Source organism: Leptolyngbya boryana PCC 6306 (genome assembly GCF_000353285.1).
Taxonomy (GTDB): domain Bacteria; phylum Cyanobacteriota; class Cyanobacteriia; order Leptolyngbyales; family Leptolyngbyaceae; genus Leptolyngbya; species Leptolyngbya boryana.
The window spans coordinates 5,156,255-5,176,098 of the sequence record NZ_KB731324.1 but is presented as its reverse complement, the minus strand read 5'-3'; the positions used below and the strand labels follow the sequence as shown (position 1 = coordinate 5,176,098).

At 45.9% G+C, this 19,844-nt stretch carries 20 protein-coding genes; 8 read left to right on the top strand and 12 right to left on the bottom strand.

Going from position 1 to position 19,844, the window contains the following annotated elements; translation table 11 throughout:
- Positions 1 to 9: 9 nt before the first annotated feature.
- Complete coding sequence (locus tag LEPBO_RS0125865) at positions 10 to 978, top strand: nucleoside hydrolase (RefSeq protein WP_017290498.1); 969 nt, start codon at positions 10 to 12, stop codon at positions 976 to 978.
- Here the strand turns inward: LEPBO_RS0125865 and LEPBO_RS0125860 are convergent.
- Positions 967 to 1,797 carry a choice-of-anchor Y domain-containing protein gene (locus LEPBO_RS0125860; protein ID WP_144056274.1) on the bottom strand — a complete coding sequence of 277 codons (831 nt, stop codon included), beginning with the start codon at positions 1,795 to 1,797 and terminating at the stop codon, positions 967 to 969. The two genes, LEPBO_RS0125865 and LEPBO_RS0125860, sit on opposite strands and share 12 nt — an antisense overlap.
- 200 nt (positions 1,798 to 1,997) lie before the next feature.
- Complete coding sequence (locus LEPBO_RS0125850; protein ID WP_017290496.1) at positions 1,998 to 2,711, bottom strand: GntR family transcriptional regulator; 714 nt, start codon at positions 2,709 to 2,711, stop codon at positions 1,998 to 2,000.
- A 79-nt stretch (positions 2,712 to 2,790) separates the two neighbouring features.
- Between LEPBO_RS0125850 and LEPBO_RS0125845 the strand changes: the two genes are divergently transcribed.
- The 3 genes from LEPBO_RS0125845 to glnT are packed head-to-tail and all read left to right on the top strand — an operon-like array spanning position 2,791 to position 6,005.
- Positions 2,791 to 3,717 (top strand): fatty acid desaturase family protein, encoded by a 927-nt coding sequence (locus LEPBO_RS0125845; RefSeq protein ID WP_017290495.1) that lies wholly within the window; start codon positions 2,791 to 2,793, stop codon positions 3,715 to 3,717.
- Positions 3,714 to 4,700 carry an alpha/beta fold hydrolase gene (locus LEPBO_RS0125840; protein ID WP_017290494.1) on the top strand — a complete coding sequence of 329 codons (987 nt, stop codon included), beginning with the start codon at positions 3,714 to 3,716 and terminating at the stop codon, positions 4,698 to 4,700. The genes LEPBO_RS0125845 and LEPBO_RS0125840 overlap by 4 nt, the downstream gene beginning before the upstream one ends.
- 3 nt (positions 4,701 to 4,703) lie before the next feature.
- Positions 4,704 to 6,005, top strand: coding sequence for a type III glutamate--ammonia ligase (gene glnT, locus LEPBO_RS0125835; protein ID WP_017290493.1), 1,302 nt, complete (start codon positions 4,704 to 4,706; stop codon positions 6,003 to 6,005).
- A 54-nt stretch (positions 6,006 to 6,059) separates the two neighbouring features.
- On the opposite strand, the gene LEPBO_RS0125830 is transcribed toward glnT, so the two are convergent.
- Positions 6,060 to 7,244: an NAD(P)H-quinone oxidoreductase subunit H gene (locus LEPBO_RS0125830; RefSeq protein WP_026148929.1), complete on the bottom strand. Its 1,185-nt coding sequence runs from the start codon at positions 7,242 to 7,244 to the stop codon at positions 6,060 to 6,062.
- Positions 7,245 to 7,330: 86 nt separating this feature from the next.
- Positions 7,331 to 8,224: a helix-turn-helix domain-containing protein gene (locus tag LEPBO_RS0125825; protein ID WP_017290491.1), complete on the bottom strand. Its 894-nt coding sequence runs from the start codon at positions 8,222 to 8,224 to the stop codon at positions 7,331 to 7,333.
- A 96-nt stretch (positions 8,225 to 8,320) separates the two neighbouring features.
- On the opposite strand from LEPBO_RS0125825, the gene LEPBO_RS0125820 reads away from it, so the two are divergent.
- The 3 genes from LEPBO_RS0125820 to LEPBO_RS0125810 are packed head-to-tail and all read left to right on the top strand — an operon-like array spanning position 8,321 to position 10,051.
- On the top strand, positions 8,321 to 8,761 hold the full coding sequence (locus tag LEPBO_RS0125820) for a secondary thiamine-phosphate synthase enzyme YjbQ (RefSeq protein ID WP_242049462.1): 441 nt from the start codon (positions 8,321 to 8,323) through the stop codon (positions 8,759 to 8,761).
- 13 nt (positions 8,762 to 8,774) lie between these two features.
- Positions 8,775 to 9,746 (top strand): hypothetical protein, encoded by a 972-nt coding sequence (locus tag LEPBO_RS0125815; protein ID WP_036044910.1) that lies wholly within the window; start codon positions 8,775 to 8,777, stop codon positions 9,744 to 9,746.
- Positions 9,747 to 9,748: 2 nt separating this feature from the next.
- A complete protein-coding gene (locus LEPBO_RS0125810) occupies positions 9,749 to 10,051 on the top strand; it encodes a hypothetical protein (protein WP_017290488.1) in 303 nt (100 codons plus the stop codon).
- A gap of 89 nt (positions 10,052 to 10,140) precedes the next feature.
- Here the strand turns inward: LEPBO_RS0125810 and LEPBO_RS44065 are convergent, their stop codons facing one another.
- The 3 genes from LEPBO_RS44065 to LEPBO_RS0125795 form a co-directional block, all read right to left on the bottom strand.
- Entirely contained in the window at positions 10,141 to 12,006 is a 1,866-nt protein-coding gene (locus LEPBO_RS44065) for a sensor histidine kinase (RefSeq protein ID WP_017290487.1), read from the bottom strand.
- A gap of 45 nt (positions 12,007 to 12,051) precedes the next feature.
- Positions 12,052 to 12,945: a transporter substrate-binding domain-containing protein gene (locus LEPBO_RS0125800; RefSeq protein ID WP_017290486.1), complete on the bottom strand. Its 894-nt coding sequence runs from the start codon at positions 12,943 to 12,945 to the stop codon at positions 12,052 to 12,054.
- Positions 12,946 to 13,134: 189 nt separating this feature from the next.
- Positions 13,135 to 14,628 (bottom strand): ABC transporter permease subunit, encoded by a 1,494-nt coding sequence (locus LEPBO_RS0125795; protein WP_017290485.1) that lies wholly within the window; start codon positions 14,626 to 14,628, stop codon positions 13,135 to 13,137.
- 108 nt (positions 14,629 to 14,736) lie between these two features.
- Between LEPBO_RS0125795 and LEPBO_RS0125790 the strand changes: the two genes are divergently transcribed.
- On the top strand, positions 14,737 to 15,492 hold the full coding sequence (locus LEPBO_RS0125790; protein WP_036046625.1) for an amino acid ABC transporter ATP-binding protein: 756 nt from the start codon (positions 14,737 to 14,739) through the stop codon (positions 15,490 to 15,492).
- Positions 15,493 to 15,663: 171 nt separating this feature from the next.
- Here LEPBO_RS0125790 and LEPBO_RS0125785 read toward each other — a convergent pair whose 3' ends face one another.
- The 5 genes from LEPBO_RS0125785 to pipX all read right to left on the bottom strand — a co-directional run bounded on the left by LEPBO_RS0125785 (position 15,664) and on the right by pipX (position 19,740).
- Entirely contained in the window at positions 15,664 to 16,521 is an 858-nt protein-coding gene (locus LEPBO_RS0125785) for a type II toxin-antitoxin system HicA family toxin (protein WP_017290483.1), read from the bottom strand.
- A 175-nt stretch (positions 16,522 to 16,696) separates the two neighbouring features.
- Positions 16,697 to 17,494: a pyrroline-5-carboxylate reductase gene (gene proC / locus LEPBO_RS0125780; protein WP_026148928.1), complete on the bottom strand. Its 798-nt coding sequence runs from the start codon at positions 17,492 to 17,494 to the stop codon at positions 16,697 to 16,699.
- Positions 17,495 to 17,569: 75 nt separating this feature from the next.
- Positions 17,570 to 18,172, bottom strand: coding sequence for a cell division protein SepF (locus LEPBO_RS0125775; protein ID WP_017290481.1), 603 nt, complete (start codon positions 18,170 to 18,172; stop codon positions 17,570 to 17,572).
- Between the two features lie 642 nt (positions 18,173 to 18,814).
- Positions 18,815 to 19,474, bottom strand: a complete 660-nt coding sequence (locus LEPBO_RS0125765; protein ID WP_017290479.1) for a YggS family pyridoxal phosphate-dependent enzyme — start codon at positions 19,472 to 19,474, stop codon at positions 18,815 to 18,817.
- Entirely contained in the window at positions 19,471 to 19,740 is a 270-nt protein-coding gene (pipX, locus tag LEPBO_RS0125760) for a transcriptional coactivator PipX (protein ID WP_017290478.1), read from the bottom strand. Before pipX ends, LEPBO_RS0125765 begins: the two co-directional genes overlap by 4 nt.
- Positions 19,741 to 19,844 lie beyond the last annotated feature (104 nt).

Genomic DNA, 19,844 nt, shown 5'->3' with positions numbered 1-19,844 from the left:
TCTCACATCATGTCTACCCAGAAAATCATTCTCGATACTGATCCAGGCGGCGATGATATCTTTGCTCTATTTTGGCTACAGAGTCTGGTGAAACGGGGGTTTGCTGAACTGATCGCAGTGACGACTGCCGCAGGAAATGTAAGCTCTCGCCAAACATTTTCGAGTGCCAGCCAAATTTTAAGCCTAGGCGGATTGCCGGATGTTGAAGTGGGACGCGGAGTTGAAACTTCAGACGCATCCGAAGATGCAGCGCACATTCATGGCAATGATGGCATGGGAAATTTATCGACACTCTTACCCAGTCCCATCCATTCGTATGAGTCAGCGAGATATTCGGACGAGATTTTGATCGATCGCTTAAACGCCATGCCTGGAGAAATTACAATCATTGCGATCGCACCGCTCACCAATCTTGCCGCTGCCGAAATCAAACAGCCTGGAATTTTGCAGAAAGCAAAAGAAATCATTGTCATGGGTGGTGCGTTCCGTTGCCCTGGCAACATTACTTCACATGCAGAATTTAATTTCTGGTTTAACCCTGGATCAGTTGAAACGGTTCTAAACAGCCGGAATGATATCGTCATCACATCGCTCGACATCACACGCCATCTGATTTTTACAAAAGAAATGGCTCTCCAGATCTATCAGACCAACCCAGAAAGCCAGATTGCTCAGTTCCTCATGAAACTCTGTGAGTTTATGATTGGAACGGCTTTACAGTATCGAGAGACTCAGGGAACCGCAGGATTCTTAGTTCACGACGCGGCAACTTTAGGGTATTTGTTCTATCCGGAAACGATGCTGTGGCAGCGATCGCATATTCAAGTCGAAACACAAGGCAAATGGACGCGCGGACAGACTTTGATCGACGATCGACTCACAACAAAGCCATCTGCCAATGCTTGGATTGCAACTCAAGTCGATGCAACTCAGTTTTTTACAAACTTCATCGAAGACTTGAAAGTGCTAGTTCGCTGATTGGCGCGCTTTGATTGCTTTGCGAATTCTGGAAATTCCGAACAAACCGAAACCAAACAAAGGATTGAAAGCAAAGGGGACAGGAACGATCGCCGAAGAAGAATACGCAACCTGATTCAACCGAAACTGCGCGCTTGCAGAAGTAGTGTTATCCCCAATAAAGATTGTGTTCGCAGTGGTATATGGATTAACTGGAGTCACTACTTCTGCCGTGTAATTGCGCAAAAGCCCTGTCAGCAGTGGCGTAGTGTAGTTGCCATTAGTGTAGAGAAAGTAGTTATTGCCCAGAATCGACAAGTCATACTGATTCACATTGGTTTTTGTGTCGAATGCTGCCCCTTCTGCTTGGGTAAACCGAGGTGGTTTTGTAGCACCCCCTTCCTGTGCCCAAATACGATCGACAAAAAAGCCTAACTCAATTGCCTTCGTTGTATTCGTACTTACAACGATAATGCTCAAGCCCGCGCGATCGTCTTTCCCATCTGCATTCGTGTCGGCTGGATTAATTGGATCGTTTGAAGCATTCCGAAGCTCTTGTAGCAGTTGCAAATCAAATCGCAAGTTGAAGCCCGTTGTTGAATCTAACGGTGTGTTCGTACGACCAAAGCCATACATTATATTGTTGTTGCTTGTTGTATTGAGTGTTATGCCTGCGGCATCGATAGTCCGAGGCGGTGAAGCAGGAAATGGTGGAATGGAAGATGGACTGTTCCAACCTTGGGATTCAGGGGAAGAACCCCCCGTGTAGAGTGCGGTTGCTTTAGCATGACCGAGTAGAAGCAATGCACCAGTTAGGGCAGTTGTTAGTAGGATTTTCATCGATATTACTTAGCCGTAATCAACTTAGGGGCTTGAGTCAAACAGAGTATTACCAAATTACTCGCATTTCTATCAGTTGGCACAGTTTTGAGTTGCGGTCACTCAACCCGTTTTTTAGTCTTCTGCTATCGAAAAATTTAAAAGTACGATCAAAGCTTACTGAGTTATTTTCATCAAAAGTGGGGACAGTAGTTTTTGAATCAGAGATCAGGAGCAATCATTCGATCGATTTGAATCGAATAGCAGAAGCGATCGCCCCGTGAAATTGATTCTCCATGTACGATCGCGCCTGCCTCGGTAAAAGCCGTATGCCGATAAACAATCAAAGGATGTCCCAACGAGACTTCTAACTGCTCACCCGTTTCATAATCCGCTTGAGTACATTCAATGACAGCATCAATTTTTTGAATGCAGATGCCGTACTTTTCTAAGGTTGTAAAGGTTAATTTTTGACGTAATTCTTTTCCATGGGCTTTTGCTAGCTCTGGAACAATATAAGTAATATCAACACAGCTCGGAACATTATTAAATAAAAGGACTTTCTTTTGCAGATAAGCGATCGCGCAATTCAAGATTTTCTGAACATGAACAGGTGCAGTCACTCGCTCAAAGCTCAAAGTCTGCACAGTAATTTCAATATCCTGTCGTGCTAAATCTGCTTCGAGTAACAGCGGACTAGACAGCGAGTAAACCACTTTCTGTTGAGTGGAAACGAACGCGCCTTTTCCCCGTTGTACATTGACTAATCCTTGCTGTGTGAGATTCGCGATCGCACGTCGAGCCGTAATTCGGCTCACCTCAAATTCAGCCATCAACTGATGTTCACTCGGAAGTTGATCGCCAGGTCGGTAGATACCTGCTCGAATGCGATCGCGCAACTTCTCAGAAATCGCTAAATGTAGAGGGAAGGTCATTTTTTAGTTTGGTAGCCTCAAGTACAGATCCACAATTGCTCTAAAATTAGGCTTGTTATAACAAGTTGAAAGATGAGCTATGAACCCGACTATTTCTGAGTCTAACCTGTTAGGAGACAGAACAGTTCTCACAACTGCCGCTCTGAAAGAATTGAATACTCGATCGACCTTGAAAGGATTAATCCGTTTTACTGCTCACCTGCTAATTCTGGGAGTGAGCGGATACCTATGGGGAACTAACTTTGGTCACAATTGGGCAATTGCTGTGCCAGCTTTGGTGATCTATGGTTATAGCTTGGCTGCAATGTTTGCTCCGTTGCATGAATGTTCACATCGAACTGCTTTTGAAAACAATACATTGAACGATTTCGTGTGCTGGTTTGCTGGAGTGCTGTCCTTTTATAACGGCGCATTCTATCGGCGCTATCACAAATGGCATCATCGCTATGTGCAAAATCTAGAAAAAGACCCAGAACTCAGCGATCCAATGCCCAAGAACTTAGGAGAGTACTTGTGGATGATTAGCGGATTGCCTTGGTGGTGGAGTAAGCTTACCACTCATATTCGAGTTGCTTTAGGACAAGTTGAAGACTATCCCTATATTTCAGAAGAAGCGCGGGCAGAGGTAATTCGCTCTACTCGGCTCCAGCTTGCGGTCTATGGGGTCGCGATTTTAGTGTCGATCGCAGTTCAGAAACCCTGGTTTGTGATGTATTGGCTTTTCCCGCTCTTTGTCGCGCAGCCGATTCTGAGAGGCTATCTCTTCGCAGAACATACCGGATGCAGCCATGATGATAATCCATTGACGAATACTCGATCGGTCATGACCTTATTCCCGATGCAATTCATCATGTGGAATATGCCGTTTCATGCGGAACATCACATGTATCCCTCAATCCCATTCCACCAACTGCCAGCAGCACACGAGCAAATTAAGCAGCATCTTGCTCACGTTGATTCAGGCTATATCAAAGTTAACCTCGATATTGCAACAAAGCTTGTATGAGTGAGTGTTTTACGCTGAAAAATTTTGAGCTTTACTGTGGGAAAACGCTCAGTGAAGCTCAGATCGTCTATCAAACTTATGGAACGTTAAATGACGATCGCTCAAATGCAATTCTCTATCCAACCTCTTACGGCGCGCAGCATTCAGACATTGATTGGTTGATTCGTCCAGATGGCATCTTAGATCCGACAAAGTACTTTGTGATCATTCCCAATATGTTTGGCAATGGTCTTTCAACTTCGCCAAGTAACAGCGATTGGGGGATTTTTAGCCATTTCGATAATGTTCGTGCCCAGAAGCAACTTCTAGAAGAAGTATTTCAAATCGATCAACTAGCTTTAATTTACGGTTGGTCAATGGGCGCACAGCAAGCTTATCACTGGGGCGCGCTGTATCCTGAGAAGGTGCTACGCATTGCTGCATTATGTGGAACGGCTCGAACCACCGATCACAATCGCATCTTTCTGCAAAGTTTGCGGAGTGCATTAACGGCTGATCCGGCTTGGAATGGAACGAGATTTGAAGCCGTTCCCGATCGAGGATTTCAAGCCTTTGCTCGGATCTATGCAAGTTGGGCAGCTTCTCAAGCCTTTTACCGAGAAAAACTCTACTATCCACTAGGCTACACGTCGCTTGACGACTATCTTGTACGATTTTGGGAAGCGAGCTACCGCAAGCGTGATCCGCACAATCTTTTAGCCATGATTCAGACTTGGTTAGACTGCGATGTGAGTGACAATCCCATCTATCAAGGAGATTATCAAACCGCACTTGGCGCGATTCAAGCGAAAACACTGGTCATGCCTGCAACTACAGATTTGTATTTCACGCCAGAAGATTGTGCAGCAGAAGCAGAATTGCTCCCCAATGCAGAGTATCATCCGATTCGATCAATCTGGGGACATCGCGCAGGCAATCCTTATCAAAGTCCAGACGACGAAGCCTTTATTCGATCGCACATTTCCACTCTATTAAGCCACTGACCTATGCTTTCTCAAATCGCTCGTGATCAAGGAATTCGCTACTTTCTGATTTCATTTACTGATCTCTTTGGCGTTCAGCGATCGAAGTTAGTTCCGGCTGAAAGTATCGATCAAATGGCATCCGATGGCGCAGGATTTGCAGGATTTGCAGCTTGGTTAGACATGACTCCGGCTGATCCTGATATCTTGGCAATTCCTGACCCAGATCAATTGATCCAGCTTCCCTGGCAACCTGATGTCGCTTGGATGCCTGCGGATTTGCATACGATTACTGGAGAACCTTTAGAACAAGCTCCACGAGTCGTCTTGAAACGAGTTCTAAAACAAGCTGAGGATCTAGGCTATCGAGTCAAGACTGGCGTGGAATGTGAGTATTTTTTGCTGAGTGCAGATGGAGAAGACATTTCCGATAAGCTCGATCGGCAAAGTAAGCCTTGCTATGATCAGCAGTCTTTAATGCGTCGATATGAAGTGATTCGCGAAATTTGTGACGTAATGCTCACGCTCGGTTGGGGAGCTTACCAGAATGATCACGAAGATGGCAATGGTCAGTTCGAGATGAATTGGAAGTATGCGGATGCTCTTGTCACCGCCGATCGACATGCGTTCTTTAAGTACATGGTGAAAGCGATCGCGCAAAAACACGGACTCCGCGCAACCTTCATGCCTAAACCCTTTGCACATTTAACGGGAAATGGTTGCCATACTCATCTTTCAATTTGGGATAGTAGCGACAAAGAGAATCTTTTCTATGACCCACAAGGAGAATTAGGACTTTCGCAACTGGGGTATCAATTCATTGCAGGAGTGTTGAATTCAGCCGAAGCGCTTTGTGCGATTACGAATCCGACTATAAATTCTTACAAGCGAATCAATGCCCCTGCAACGCTATCAGGCGCAACCTGGTCACCTAATACTGTAAGTTATAGCGGGAACAATCGAACTCATACCATTCGGATTCCCGATGCAGGACGGTTTGAATGCCGACTACCAGATGGGTCTGCAAACCCTTACTTACTGCCTGCTGCTTTGATCGCGGCAGGACTGGATGGAATTAATCAGAAGCTTGATCCAGGGGTTCGACGCGATAACAATAGCTATACTGATCCGCTACCTGCTGGCGAGGCTAAGACTCTACCTGCAAACTTGTTAGATGCGTTGCGGTGTTTGGAGAAGAGTGAGGTAATTGGTAAATCTTTGGGTAAGTCTTTTACTTCTGCATATCTCAAACTTAAATATCAAGAATGGCAACAAGCAAATGCTTCCATTACGCCTTGGGAACTGGACAACACATTGGACTGCTAGTATAAGCTAAGTGTCAAAAAGAGTCCCCAGGATCGATCGATTGCATCAGGAAACTTATCGATCGATTGATCCCATCACCAAATCAATACTCGCTAAAATCACAAAAATGTCCGCCACCTTCCGCCCTTGAATCAATTTCGGCAGCACTTGCAGATTGTTGAAATCTCCAGGGCGGATCTTCCAACGCCACGGAAACACATTGTCATCGCCAATGATAAAAATTCCTAGCTCTCCTCGACCTGACTCAACCCGAACATAATGCTCACCCTTCGGAATCTTGAAAGTTGGAGCAATTTTTCTCGCAATAAACTGATAGTCAAACCCATTCCATTCAGATTTCGGGCCTGCCTGAATTCGCTGAGCTTCTAAATTCTCATAAGCTCCACCTGGCAAAGCTTTTAATGCCTGCTGAATTATCTTGATCGATTCTCGCATTTCCCGTATCCGTACCGCATATCGAGCATAGCAATCGCCCGCCGTATCCCACTGAATCTCCCAATCTAGCTCGTCATAGCACTCATAATGATCCACCTTTCGCAAATCCCATTTCACGCCAGATGCCCGTAGCATGGGTCCTGTCACACCCCAATTGATGGCATCTTCACTCGTGAGGACTCCGATCCCTTCTAACCGTCGTCGAAAGATAGGATTATCACTCATCAGTCGCTCATACTCATCTAAGGTCGGCAACATGTAAGTGCAGAAATCAGCACATTTATCGACCCAACCATACGGCAGATCAGCAGCCACTCCACCCACTCGAAAGTAATTGTGATTCACCATGCGATAGCCTGAAACCGCTTCAAATAAATCAAGAATCATTTCGCGATCGCGCATCGTTGGAAAGAATAAAGCCTGCGTTCCCACATCTCCCACAAACGGGCCAAGCCATAGCAAATGATTCACAATTCGCGTCAGTTCGAGCATGATCATCCGAATATAGCTCGCTCGTCTCGGAACTTCGATTTGAGCTAATTTCTCAACTGCATTCACGGTCACTGCTTCATTGAACATTCCACCATAGTAGTCCCAGCGACTCGTATAGGGAATGAACATTGTATTCGTGCGGTTTTCTGCAATCTTTTCCATGCCACGATGCAGATAGCCAATCACAGGTTCACAGTCTAGAACATCTTCGCCATCCAATGTGACAATAATTCGGAAGCAGCCATGCATCGCTGGATGGTGAGGACCCATATTGATCACCATCGGCTCTGTTTTCGTTTCAATCCATCCCATGAGTTGAATTCCTGAAGTGCGCTTGCCTCCACTATCCACAACTCATTCGCACAGATCTTGTAGATTCTTCCGTTTTTTGTAGATTGTTACGCCTGGTTTTGGATCATGCTTGGGGTCACACCGAGCAAGCGCTTACAGTGACGATGTAAATGGCTCTGATCCACGAATCCAACCATTTTGGCAACTTCAGCGATCGACCATTTTCGAGTCATCAACAATTCTCTCGCACGCTCAACCCTTGCTCGAATTACAAACTGATGCGGAGTCACGCCAGTCGATTGTTTGAACAATTGAGAAAAGTAATGCGGACTCATTTGAGCGATCGCAGCAAGTTCATTTAAGCTCAGATCCTGCTCTAAATGAGCCTGAATATACTCAATCACATGCCGCAATCGATAGTGAGAAAGCCCGTTTTCGTAGGTTTGCAGTAAAGGGCGACGATTTGAATAATGCTGGATCGTATGCACAATCAAAGCATTTGAGATCGCTTCACCATAGAGCCGACTTGCACTTCCTTCCTGCTCTAGTACAGATTTCAAAGCAACAGCCGCTTGATAAACGAACGGATCAGCCGTAGCAAATTGGGGAAGTAGCTCAATCCGATCAGAATTTCCTACTTCATGCACAGCATGAGCAATCACTGAAGACTCAACGCTAAAAAAGATCACACCACCATAATCAAACCAGCGACTTTGGCAACTCGTATGAGCTGGAACAATTACCATATTGCCGTCTGCTACTTGTTCGCATCGGAATTGACCATTCAGCGATCGCTCTGCAACTTGAGATTTACCTGTATTCGTAAAAATCGCAATCCCATTTTGCGTAGAAATGACTTCAGGCGTTTCTCCAGGAGGCATGAAATCGTATGCAAAGTAAATCCCTTGCCATCCCGCCTGCAAACTTGTCAACTGAGGCGATCGCCGAAACACCCGTTCATATGCAGCCACTTTCTCTTCAGCAATGTTGATCTTTAACATGCGTTTGATTTTAATTCCTGCAATTTAATTGTGACTCATGCTTGCACACAGTTAATCATTTCTTAAGCTGAAAGCGCGATCGAATTCGCTTGAATAATGGTATTCAGTGTTACAGGGATTAACATGCAGCATCAGAAGATTTTAAGAATCACAACGCAGGGGAAGTCTTTGCTAAAAATTACTTCGCAGGTGAATGCGATCGTAGCTGACTCTGGAATTAAAACTGGCTTGTGCAACTTGTTTTTACGACATACTTCTGCAAGTTTGATCATTCAGGAAAACGCTGATCCAGATGTGTTGCAAGATCTAGAGAATTTCTTTGCCAAGCTTGTTCCAGAGTGGGAAAACTATATTCATAGTACAGAAGGTCCAGACGATATGCCCGCTCATATTCGGACAGTCTTAACCCATTCTTCAGAACAGATTCCAATTTCTCAGGGTCGGCTCGTGCTCGGAACTTGGCAAGGAATTTATCTATGGGAGCATCGGCAGCATCGGCACACTAGAGAACTAGTTGTGCATGTGATGGGTGAATAGTGGAGAACAAACCATGAGGCGATGGGCGGTTTCAGTTTTGATCATGGGAAGTCTGGCGCTAGGAGGCTGTAGTGTCGAGAAAGCACGGGCACTTCAGGGAGCAGCACTTCAGTTTCGCAATGAGTCCTTGAGCGCGATCGAAGCCATTGACACCATGCGAAAACGAGAATTGGAAGCGCCGACTCGATCGAGTGCTGAAATCCGTCAGGCTTTTGTAAATCGAATTTTGAACTCTAAGGTTGAAGTGAGTGGGGAGATTATTGATTTAGCGATCGACCCATTCCAACCGCCGAAAGTTGCAGAATGGGATACATTCATTGCAGACTTGCGAAACCAGTATGAAGGCTTTTCAGAGATTTTCACCAAACTCGATAGTAGAAGTACAGTGAGCCGAGATGAAGTGAAAAAATCAGCAGAGTATGCAAAGACTTTGACCGTACAGATGGCAGTGTTAGCAAAAGCAATTAGTGACAATCCACCTGTGCTAGTACAGCATCGAACCACCGCGATCGTCAAACTACAAGCGATCAAAAAAGAGTATCAATCGATTCAAGCCAGAATTAAAGCAGGCGAAACAGCCTTAATTGCACGAAAAGCCGAGCTAGAAAATCAAGCAGGTGAGGTTCTAGGCGAGTGGCAACAGATTAAACAAGAAGAACAGCGAATTCTAGAACTCACCGTGGCTCAATGTATGCGAGCAGCAGCAATGGGCAAAGAAGTGATTGAAGCTGCAAATCACTATGACGATTTGGATCTCAATCAGATGAATGCTTTGATTCCCAGAATTTTGACGACTGCATCTACCTTTACAGGACGAGACTATACAACCCTCAGAACGAAAGCAACGCGAATTGTCTCGGAAATTCAAACTGACCCGTTGTGGCGTGGAGTAGCGCAGAAATTACTCGATCGAGCCAATGCCGCCGCTGGAAGTCGAATTCCCGATCGCGGTGCAGAAGTTGGGATTCGGAATTTGGAGAAATAGAGATGTCCGAGAAAAATGAGCTTTTCTTTCAGCAAGCATCTGAGCTGTTGAGTAAAATCGAGATTCGTTATCGACAAGCAGATTTTGATGAGCAGGTGCAGTTAAAGAAGGAACGCGATCGCGCAATGGCTCTGTTTTCTAAAGCTAGATTAGCAATCTTGAAAGAGGGGATAATTTGTACAGATGCGGACGTGGAACAGATGCAGCAATTGAAGCAGCAGATCGATAGTTCAACAGAGATCCTACAAGTCGTGGCAACCATTGCAAAATTTACTTCATTTGTACGATTGAGATTTCTGCTTTGAGATAAGGAAGTTCAAGTTTGCTGATCGATAAACTCAAAGATTCGATTTCATTGCAAGCCTATCAATTCCTATCGACAACTGCACAATGCTCAAGAAACTGTAGCAGCGAGCACCGCCCCCTGACGAATCGGAATCTCAAGGAAAAACTCTGTTCCTTTGCCCACTTCAGACACACAGTACAATTTGCCTTGATGTCGTTCAGTCACAATCTGATAGCTAATCGACATCCCCATTCCCGTTCCTTTACCGATCGATTTTGTCGTAAAAAACGGATCAAAGATACGGGGCTGAACTTCTGGAGGAATTCCGGGGCCATTGTCTGCGATCGCGATCTGAACTCTCCCGTGCTCCAGCTTTTTCGTCTTAATCCGAATCGTACAAGGCTGAGAGTGAGACAGACCGCGCTGGTCTTCCATCGCATCTAGTGCATTTGCCAAAATGTTCATAAAAACCTGATTCAGTTGGCTCGCATAGCAATCAACGAATGGCAAATCTCCATAGTCCTTCACCACTTCTACAGCAGCTTGATCCGGTGTTGCTTTTAAGCGATGTTGCAAAATCAGTAAAGTACTATCAATTCCGTCATGCAGATTGACGGGTTTGACTTCTGCTTCATCTAACCGTGAGAAATTACGCAGAGAAAGCACAATTTCTTTAATGCGATCGGTTCCGATCCGCATAGAAGCTAGGGTCTTCTCTAAATCCTGCGCGAGAAACTCAAAATCAATTTCTGCTAAATACTCTTGAATCGACTTAGACCCATCGGGAAACTGCTCTTGATAAAGCTGAATCAAGTGCAAGAGAGCTTGAGTATACTCATCCACATAAGTAATATTGCCGTGAATAAAATTGACAGGGTTATTAATCTCATGCGCCACCCCTGCGACTAAATTACCCAGTGCAGACATCTTCTCGCTCTGAATCATCCGCAGTTGCGACTGCTGAAGCTTTGTCATTGCATCCGACAACTCTTTGGTACGTGCTTCTACTCGCTTTTCGAGAAGTTCATTGGATTTCTTAAGATGTCTTTGCTCCATCGCCTGCACCTGCACCAGAATGGCTAACAGAGCCACTGCCATTCCCGCCACAATTAGAGCAATCATGTCGAGAAATTGCACCTGCGACTCGATATCCTCTTTGGGAATGACCAATGCCAATGCCCACTCTACCTCCTGAAGGGGGAGATAAGCCAGATAGTACATCTGATTGGCGACCTTTACCAACTCAACGCTCTCTTTGCTTTTGCTCATCTGAGGGAGCGCTTTCAACAACTCACTCTCATGAAAGTGCACATGAGCGTGATTATCAGTATGGCTCGTATGCGTAACAATCTGCCCTTGAGAGTCGATCGCAAAAGCATAGCTGTGATTGCCATATTTCACGCTGCTTACCACTCGATTAACGCGATCTAAGCGGACTAGAGTGTGAATCTCTCCGATCGGCGTACTATTCGTATCAAATCCCTGGCGAATGGGAGCGGCAATCGCCAAGGTAGGGGTATTGTTTGCTCGGCTGATAATCGGATCACTGACATTTGTAATCCCTTGCATCACTTTCTGAAAATATGCGCGATCGGATACATTAGCAGGCTTACCTCCCACAACATTGCGCCATCCGTCCGGTTTACCCACTGCGATCGCGTAGACATCACTTAATCGTAATGTTTCCGCCTTTAAGTAAGGTTCAGTCGTTTCCCAATTCATCGATTTCACTTGCTCCGTATTTGCCAGAGTTTCAATGTGAATTTTCTGATTGGAGAGCCAGTGATCGAGGCTATCTCGCCCCTGCGATAGTTCGAGAAAAACATTTTTCTTCAAACTTTCGAGCATCGAATTGCGCACTAATTGATAGCTGTAGTACGCTCCACTACTCACAAGGAGTATCACGCTAGCAATCAATAAGCGAACCAGTAAATTGCGTTGATGAGCAGCTAGATTTGGGGGATTAAAACGCATGAGGAATAAGACAAGGAAGAGTGCGAATTCAGACAGGAAGAGATTTTATGAGATGGGGCGATCGCCAGGTAACAAAGGAACATTGGGAAGGTTTTCAAATGTCATTTTGAACCAGTCTTGCTGGAGCTTTTTCAGTTCTCCCTGCTGCTGTTGCTGTTGTAAAAATTGGTTCAAAAAATCTAGTAATTCTCGATCGCCTTTCTTCACTGCCCAAGCTGCATATGATTTGCGCCCAACTCGCTCTCCCATCTCAAAAATGGCAGGTTTTTCATCGACGAGTAGAGACAACGACACAATATTATGCAGCACTGCATCTAATTTTTGATTAACCAAATCCTGATATGCTTCTGTAAATCCTCGATACTCTTTAACTTGTCCGATCTTGCCGCCTTGTTTTTCTAACTCGGCTGATAAGTCGGGTACAGCCGCCGCCGAGATTCCTCCTTGTTGTACTCCCAGGGTTTTCCCAGAGAGGGAGCGAAGACTTTGAATCGAGGAGTCTCCTTTACGTTTGATATAGGCGATCGTGGATTCTGCGATCGGGATTGTAAAGTCGAGAAATCTGGCGCGTTCGTCAGTGATCCCAACGGCGGTGAGTGCGACATCGTATTTGCCATAATTCACACCAGGCAGAATACCCTGCCAGGGCACAATACTTTGTTGAATTTTAAAAGGCACAAGTTGCTGAAGCCGTGCAAACAGTGCGTGGTTAAAGCCCGCTGGTTTACCGTTGAGTAAAAACTCGAAAGGAGCATAATTGTCCTCAGTCGCAACTTGGAGATAGCCTCGACGCTGGATCTGATGGGTGAGCGCTTGACTAATTTTGAGCGTGGGCTGACCTTGTAGCGGGTTTTGAGAAGTCTGAAGACAGCCCTGCACGCCTGTGGTCATGAGAAAACTGGTTCCAGTCTGAAGAATAAACCGTCTACGAACTGTCATAACAGATCCCAGGGAATTTACTCTTTATAGATTGCCCGGAACTGATTTGCAATTTGACAAACTCAGGCTTGATCGGCAATAGGGGCTTTGTTCTGGGTTTTGAAGGGGGCGGGGGTAAGCGCATTCAGCTTGGGGAGTAGGGAGATGGGGAGTGGGGGATGAACTAGTAGCAGATCGTCTTCTCAGATTTTATTGGGGTACAACGGCTCGATCGCGTTTCTGAACGTGATGTACTGGATTCATACGTCGCTCCAGATAGCTAAAGAGTTGAGATGACAGTAAGGTCAAGGCAAGATAGATCAAAGACACGATCGCATAAAGCTCAAAGGGTCGATAGTTCTCAGCAACAATCAACTGTCCTTGGCGAAAAAGCTCCTCAAATCCAATAATCGCGACCAAAGTTGTGTCCTTGAGCAACGAGATAAACGTATTTCCCAAGGGCGGTAACATCCGACGCAAGGCTTGCGGAAAGATCACATACCGTAGAGTTTGAGTAGTATCCAGCCCTAAAGACGCTGCTGCTTCGGTTTGTCCTACCTCGATCGAGACAATTCCCGCGCGTACAATTTCAGCAATGTAAGCGGCACTATTCAAACTCAAGGCAACGACAGCAGCAATAAAGCGATCGAAGCTAAACTCTATCCCCAGTTCTTGAATCAAAGCCGGAATGCCGAAATAGATCATAAAAATCTGAACCAGCAACGGTGTACCTCGAAAGAAATCAACATAAGCTCTGGCTAACCACCGAACTGGCTTTGTTTTTGAAAGACGAGCAATCCCAATCAATGAACCAGCAACTAAACCAATGGCAATCGAAATCACAGCCAGTTGCAGCGTAATCAACGTTCCTGCTAAAAGAAGCGGAAGTGCGCTCGTAATGGTTGTGAACCAGTTCGACTGGGTCTGATTCGTCGCATTTGGAACTGCTTCGGGTAAAGCAGGTGGCTCTGTATTAAACCATTTGCGATAAATCGTTCGGTATGTTCCATTGCTGAGAATCGTGCCTAACCCTTGATTGATTCGCTCTAAGTTCGGGGAGTTTTTCGGAGTTGGAATGCCCAAGTACTCCTCTGTCAAAAGCTGACCACTGACCTGAATATTTTGCAAGTTCCCCGTTTTGAGCGCGTATTGCAGAATCGGCGCATCATGAACCACAGCCGCAACATTGCCATTTTTCAGTTCTTGCAGAGCTATCACAGAGGCATCAAACGTCCGAATCTGAGCATTCGGAATCTTCTGTGCAGTTTGCGCTCCTGTCGTTCCGATTTGCACTGCGATCGTTTTGCCGTTCAGTTCTTCTAGCGAACCAATAGGCTGACTTTTTGGAGACGCGATCGCGAGTCCTGCCTTAAAGTAAGGGCGCGAGAATGAAACGACCTCTGACCTTGCAGGTGTAATCGTCATTGCCCCGACCGCTGCATCAACTGTTCCCGCCTGTAAGGATGGAATAATTCCATCAAAAGAAATATTCTGAAATCGCACCCCAAACCCGGCGACTTTACCAATCTCTCGAATCAAATCAATATCAAATCCTTGAAGCTCTCCCGCTCCGTTACGAAACTCAAATGGGGCATACACAGGCTCGACCGCAATATTGAGGACGGGCTGACTGAGCGATCGCAGCGGATTCAAGACAACGAACAATGTACAAATCAGAGCTAAAGCAATTGCACGCCATTTCATAGGAAGTACGTTTAGTTTTTTCCTATATATTAATGAATGATTCTCAATCGCGATAATTCTGTCTGGAGGGACATGTCAGCCTTCTCGATCGCGTTTTATTTTACTCCCATGAAGCACGCAATTCAGTTTGACAACCTAGAGAAGAGTTTCGGATCGCTGCCTGTACTGCAAGGTATCAGTGGCTATGTGGATGCGGGTGAAGTTCTATCGATTATTGGTTCGTCGGGATGCGGTAAAAGTACTCTGCTGCGATGTTTGAATCGATTGGAAACGGTCGATCGCGGAAAGATTGTGATCAGTGATTTAGAAATTTCTAAGCCACAGCTTTCATCACGGGAGTTGAAAGAGGTGCGATCGCGAATCGGAATGGTCTTTCAACAGTTCAATCTCTTTCCACATTTGAGTGTGCTAGAGAATCTCACCTTAGCTCCTCAACAAGTTCTCAAGATTTCTCGAAGCGAGAGCAAAGAGCGGGCAAAGTACTATCTTCAAGAAGTTGGCTTAGCAGACAAAGCAGAGATGTATCCAGAGCAGCTTTCAGGCGGACAACGGCAGCGAGTTGCGATCGCCAGAAGTCTCTGTATGGAGCCTCAAATTATGCTCTTTGATGAGCCAACGAGCGCCCTTGATCCTGAGCTAGTCGGTGAAGTCCTAGCAGTGATGCGTCGATTAGCTGAAGAAGGCATGACAATGGTGGTTGTGACTCATGAAATCCAGTTTGCGCGAGATGTCGCGAATCGAGTAATGTTCCTTGATCAAGGTCGAGTTGTTGAAGAAGGACTAGCACGGGAAGTTTTGACAAATCCAAACAGCGATCGACTACATACTTTTCTCAGCCGTATGCGGCAAGCTCAAATGATTTAGCTTTTACTAGTCAACCGCTTCCCATCTCCCTACCAAATTTATTCCGAGACGTTAAGAACACCTTAAGAGAACGGGATTTCGGAATTTCTTTGGTTAAGGTGAAGGCTATATAGATACCTCCTAACTGCGTCTTTTGCCCCGTTGCGTCCTTCTGGAAAGCGGGGTTTTGTTTTATCGCTGAATTGGGACAGCCGAGAACCAGGCTCGGAACATCAATGCTCCGACTAATCCCATCAACACGAAGCAGACCAACATCATGCTTCGCTTCAGCCGAACAAAACGGCTATGAGCTTGATTCTTAGTTAGTTCAATTTGTGCCTCTTTCTCCTGCAAAGCTTGCTTGAGCGCGGCGATCTGAGATTGAGCGATCGCTAAATCCCGTTCTTTTGTTTCTACAGTGCGATGAGCGATCGCCAAGGATTGACGCAACTCATCACCTTTTTGCTCTGCAACTGAGAGAGATTGATTCAGCGATCGTTGTTCAGCTTGTAATTGTTCGACTTGCTGGCGAGCAAGAACGAGATCTTGACTCAGTTGTTGTACTTCTTGTTCTTTCTCAGCCAAGGCTCCCTGCTGACAATCATCGACAAACTGCTGCATGGTCTGTTCGCATTCATCTAGACAATCACTTTCGTATTGATCGATTCTTTTTTGCAGTTCTTCCAACTTTCGGTGAGCTTTCAACGAAAAATCCGCTTCACACTGGGCGAGCACACTTTCTAGCTGATTAATCGTCTGTCTCAATCTTTCTTGTCGTTCCGCATCTTCTGCAGCGCGATCTAATGCGGGTTGATAGATTTCAGTCAATCTTCGCCGCGTCACAATCCGATTACAATCCGCTCCTTCTTGATGGCACTTAAAAGTGATGTGCCCATAGCTCGGCTCATCTGGATAGATAAAAACCCGATGACCCCCCTCACTGCGATCTTCCCGCCATCCTTCTTTTTCTGCAATCCGCATCAATGCGCCAGAAGTTAGAACAGGAGGGTAGCTATCAATCGCGGCTCTAATCTCATCCAAGGTCGCCATAACAGTTCTCCTTTCATCTTGAGGATTGAGGAAGCGCCTATGTCGGCAATTGCCCTTGAGGATAACAAATTCTGACGAGTGCTGTAGCGAACGTTAAGGGAAAATGAAGGTCAGGAAGATAGAGAGAAAGATAGAACTTCCAAAATTCATCTCCCCATCTCCCTAATTGCCCAACTTATTGCCCCAACTCTCTCGATCGCTCTGTCGCCACCTTCACTGCCTGAATAAACGCCGATCGCACCCCATTTCTCTCTAACTCTCCAATTCCCGCGATCGTCGTTCCACCTGGACTCGTCACTCGATCTTTCAAGACTCCCGGATGAATTCCCTCTTCGTCTAAAAGCTGCGCGGTTCCTTTGACGGTTTGAATTGCCAATTCCATCGCGATCGCTCTGGGCAATCCTGCTGCCACACCGCCATCTGCTAACGCTTCAATCACGATCGCAATATATCCTGGCCCCGATCCCGATAATCCTGTGACTGCATCCAGCATCGACTCTGGCACTTCTACGACTTTGCCAACGGTGCCTAAAATCTCAGTGGCTTGCTCTAGATGATGTTTCTCAGCATGTTGACCGCCCGCGATTGCAGTCATGCCCGCTCCAACTGCGGCTGGCGTATTCGGCATCGCTCGAATCACAGGCTGCCCTGGAAACGCTGCCTCCAACTGCTTCAAGGTTGTGCCTGCCAAAATCGAAATCACTAACGCCGATCGCGTTTGTCCTGCTAACTCCTGAGCAACTTTGGGAAAAATCTGAGGCTTAACTGCCAGCAGCACGATCTCCGACTCTGCCGCTTGCCGATTCTCATTCGTGACGTGAACGTTGTACTGTTGCGCTAAAAGTTCCTGTCTCGCTTGAGAAGGCTCACTCACAACGATCGCGTCTGCCTCAAACACCTTCTGAGCAACAAGGCGGGACAAGAGCGCTTCGCCCATCATCCCGCCGCCAATCATGCCAAATTTTCTAACCAATCTACTGCCCTCGCACGAAATGGATAAGAGGGCTACAGATCTACCATATCTTTCGCCCTTGATCCAGTGCTGCAATTAACCTTGAACAGCTCTTGGTTCAGCCCCCCAAGCCGGAGTCGGAGTCGAGGTACGCGGGCGAGCCGGAGCAGGCTGAGGCACTTCATTCAAGACACCTGCTTGCGTACTGACTTGCACACAGCTTGGCGTAAACAAGAAGATGCTTTCGCCAATGCGCTCTTGATGACCGTCGATCGCGTAAGTTCCACCTGCCACGAAGTCAACTGCGCGTTGAGCTTGATCCGGATCCATAATGGTCAAATTCAGCACCACAGACTTGCGCTCACGCAAAGCCTGAATCACTTGCGGCATTTCTTCAAACGTGCGGGGTTCAACCACCACAACTTCCGAAATTCCATTTGCAGCACCGGGCATTCCAATCACATTGTTCATAGCAGTTCCTACACCAGTTGTTTCATTACCAATTCCCACAGCTCGACTGCGAAAACGATCCCGTCGCGATTGGGGTTCTTCAGCTGCTGCTGTAGGAGCAGGCGCGGGAGCCGCCTCTTCTTGATAGAGAGACTGATACTCTTGCCCGTCCATCTCGTCATATTCGTATTCGTACTCAACCGGTTCGTTGAGTCCGACAAAATCACGTAATTTGCTGAAAATACTCACTGTTCACGCTCCATCCGAATAAGTTCGAGTTTTCTGAAAAGTTACGGTCAAATCATTGAGAGTAGCAGAGTCACCACTGAATTCAATTTGATTACTGGATTGTCATTTCCAAGCTGCTTTGCCGGAAAGCAAATTCAATTTTGTTGTTTGACAGCTTAGATAAGTTCTTATACTGCTGCACAAATAACGAGATTGATGAATTAGTATACATCCAGCCATCAGAGTTGCATACTTTCCTTGGAGTTTTTTGCCCTCCGGGTGCAATTGTATCGATACTTTTGAAAGTTGGATCAATTTTCCGAAATTTTCTTTGAATTTTGTTGCAATTCGGAGCCGTAAACCCTTCCAGCCACTCCAAACTGTTGAGATTTCCGCATTGATCGCCTAGCACCAAGAATTTTCCTGATCGAAAAAGCGATCGCTTTTCATTAGAATTCCGGCGTATATATCCAGTCTGATGTAACCTAGCCAATTAAAATACAAGCCAAATTTATCGCTTCACTTTGCGAGAATTCACCAGAAGGCTTAGTAGTATTTGTTACTAGCCGGAATCATATATTTGCAGTTTCAATTCGTTAGGCATGATTTCACTGCTCGCGGACTATATACGCTCTCATAGATATTGAAAATTGGCACAATATTTTAGCGTCTTGCCCCGAATAAGATCCGTCCTGGGCGAATCATTGTTGCACCTGCTTGTAGGGCTAAACCATAGTCATCTGACATGCCCATTGAAAGCTGATCCAGTTGAAGATGGCTCTGAATCTGAATCTTTTCTGCCAACTCTTTTGCATGCTGAAAGACTTTCAATGTTTCAGATGGCTCTAGATCAAGGGGCGGAATAACCATTAAGCCCCGAATCTGCAAATTCGGTAAAGCAGCAAGCTGGGGCAACGCTTGCCAAAGTTCCTCCACAGAGAATCCTGCTTTATTGGGATCGCTTAACAGCTTCACTTGCAAACAAATCTGCGGATGACGATTTTGTTCTTGCGCCAAACGATCGAGCCTTTGTGCCAATTTCAAGCTATCCACTGATTGAATCCAGTCAAACAACTCGATCGCGCTTTTCGCCTTATTACTCTGTAAGTGCCCAATCAAATGCCAAGTCACATCAGTGAGATCAGCCAGTGCTGCGCGTTTTACTTCCGCTTCCTGCACGCGATTCTCGCCAAAATCTCGAATTCCGGCAGCATAGGCTGCTCGCATTGCCTCAATCGAAACCGTTTTCGTCACGGCAATGACTCGAACCTGGGGTGGAATTGAGGCGCGAAATTGGGCAATACGATCGATCAAATCGGTCATTGGAAAGTGCGTTTATGGATTATCTGAAGTTGATCGTACTCCTTGTTCATCCCGGTTCGTCGTAAGATTCTCATGCGAGCTTCAACGAGCATCTTCGCATCGGTGCGTCCGATCGGCTCAAATTCCAATCCGTCAGAACTGTTAAACACCAAGAAGAATAATCTTTGCGCGTAAAGCGTACTGAATAATTCTCGATTCTCTTCCACCAAACACACCCGGAAGAGCAACCCAAATGTTGGGTGATTTAGATAATTCTCTGTATCCATTTACAGTCCATAAGAAACAAGTGGATAATTTGCTATAGGATTCACAGATTGTAATCATCAATTGCAACAATTTATCTCGTTTGTGATGAATTGAGTAAATTATC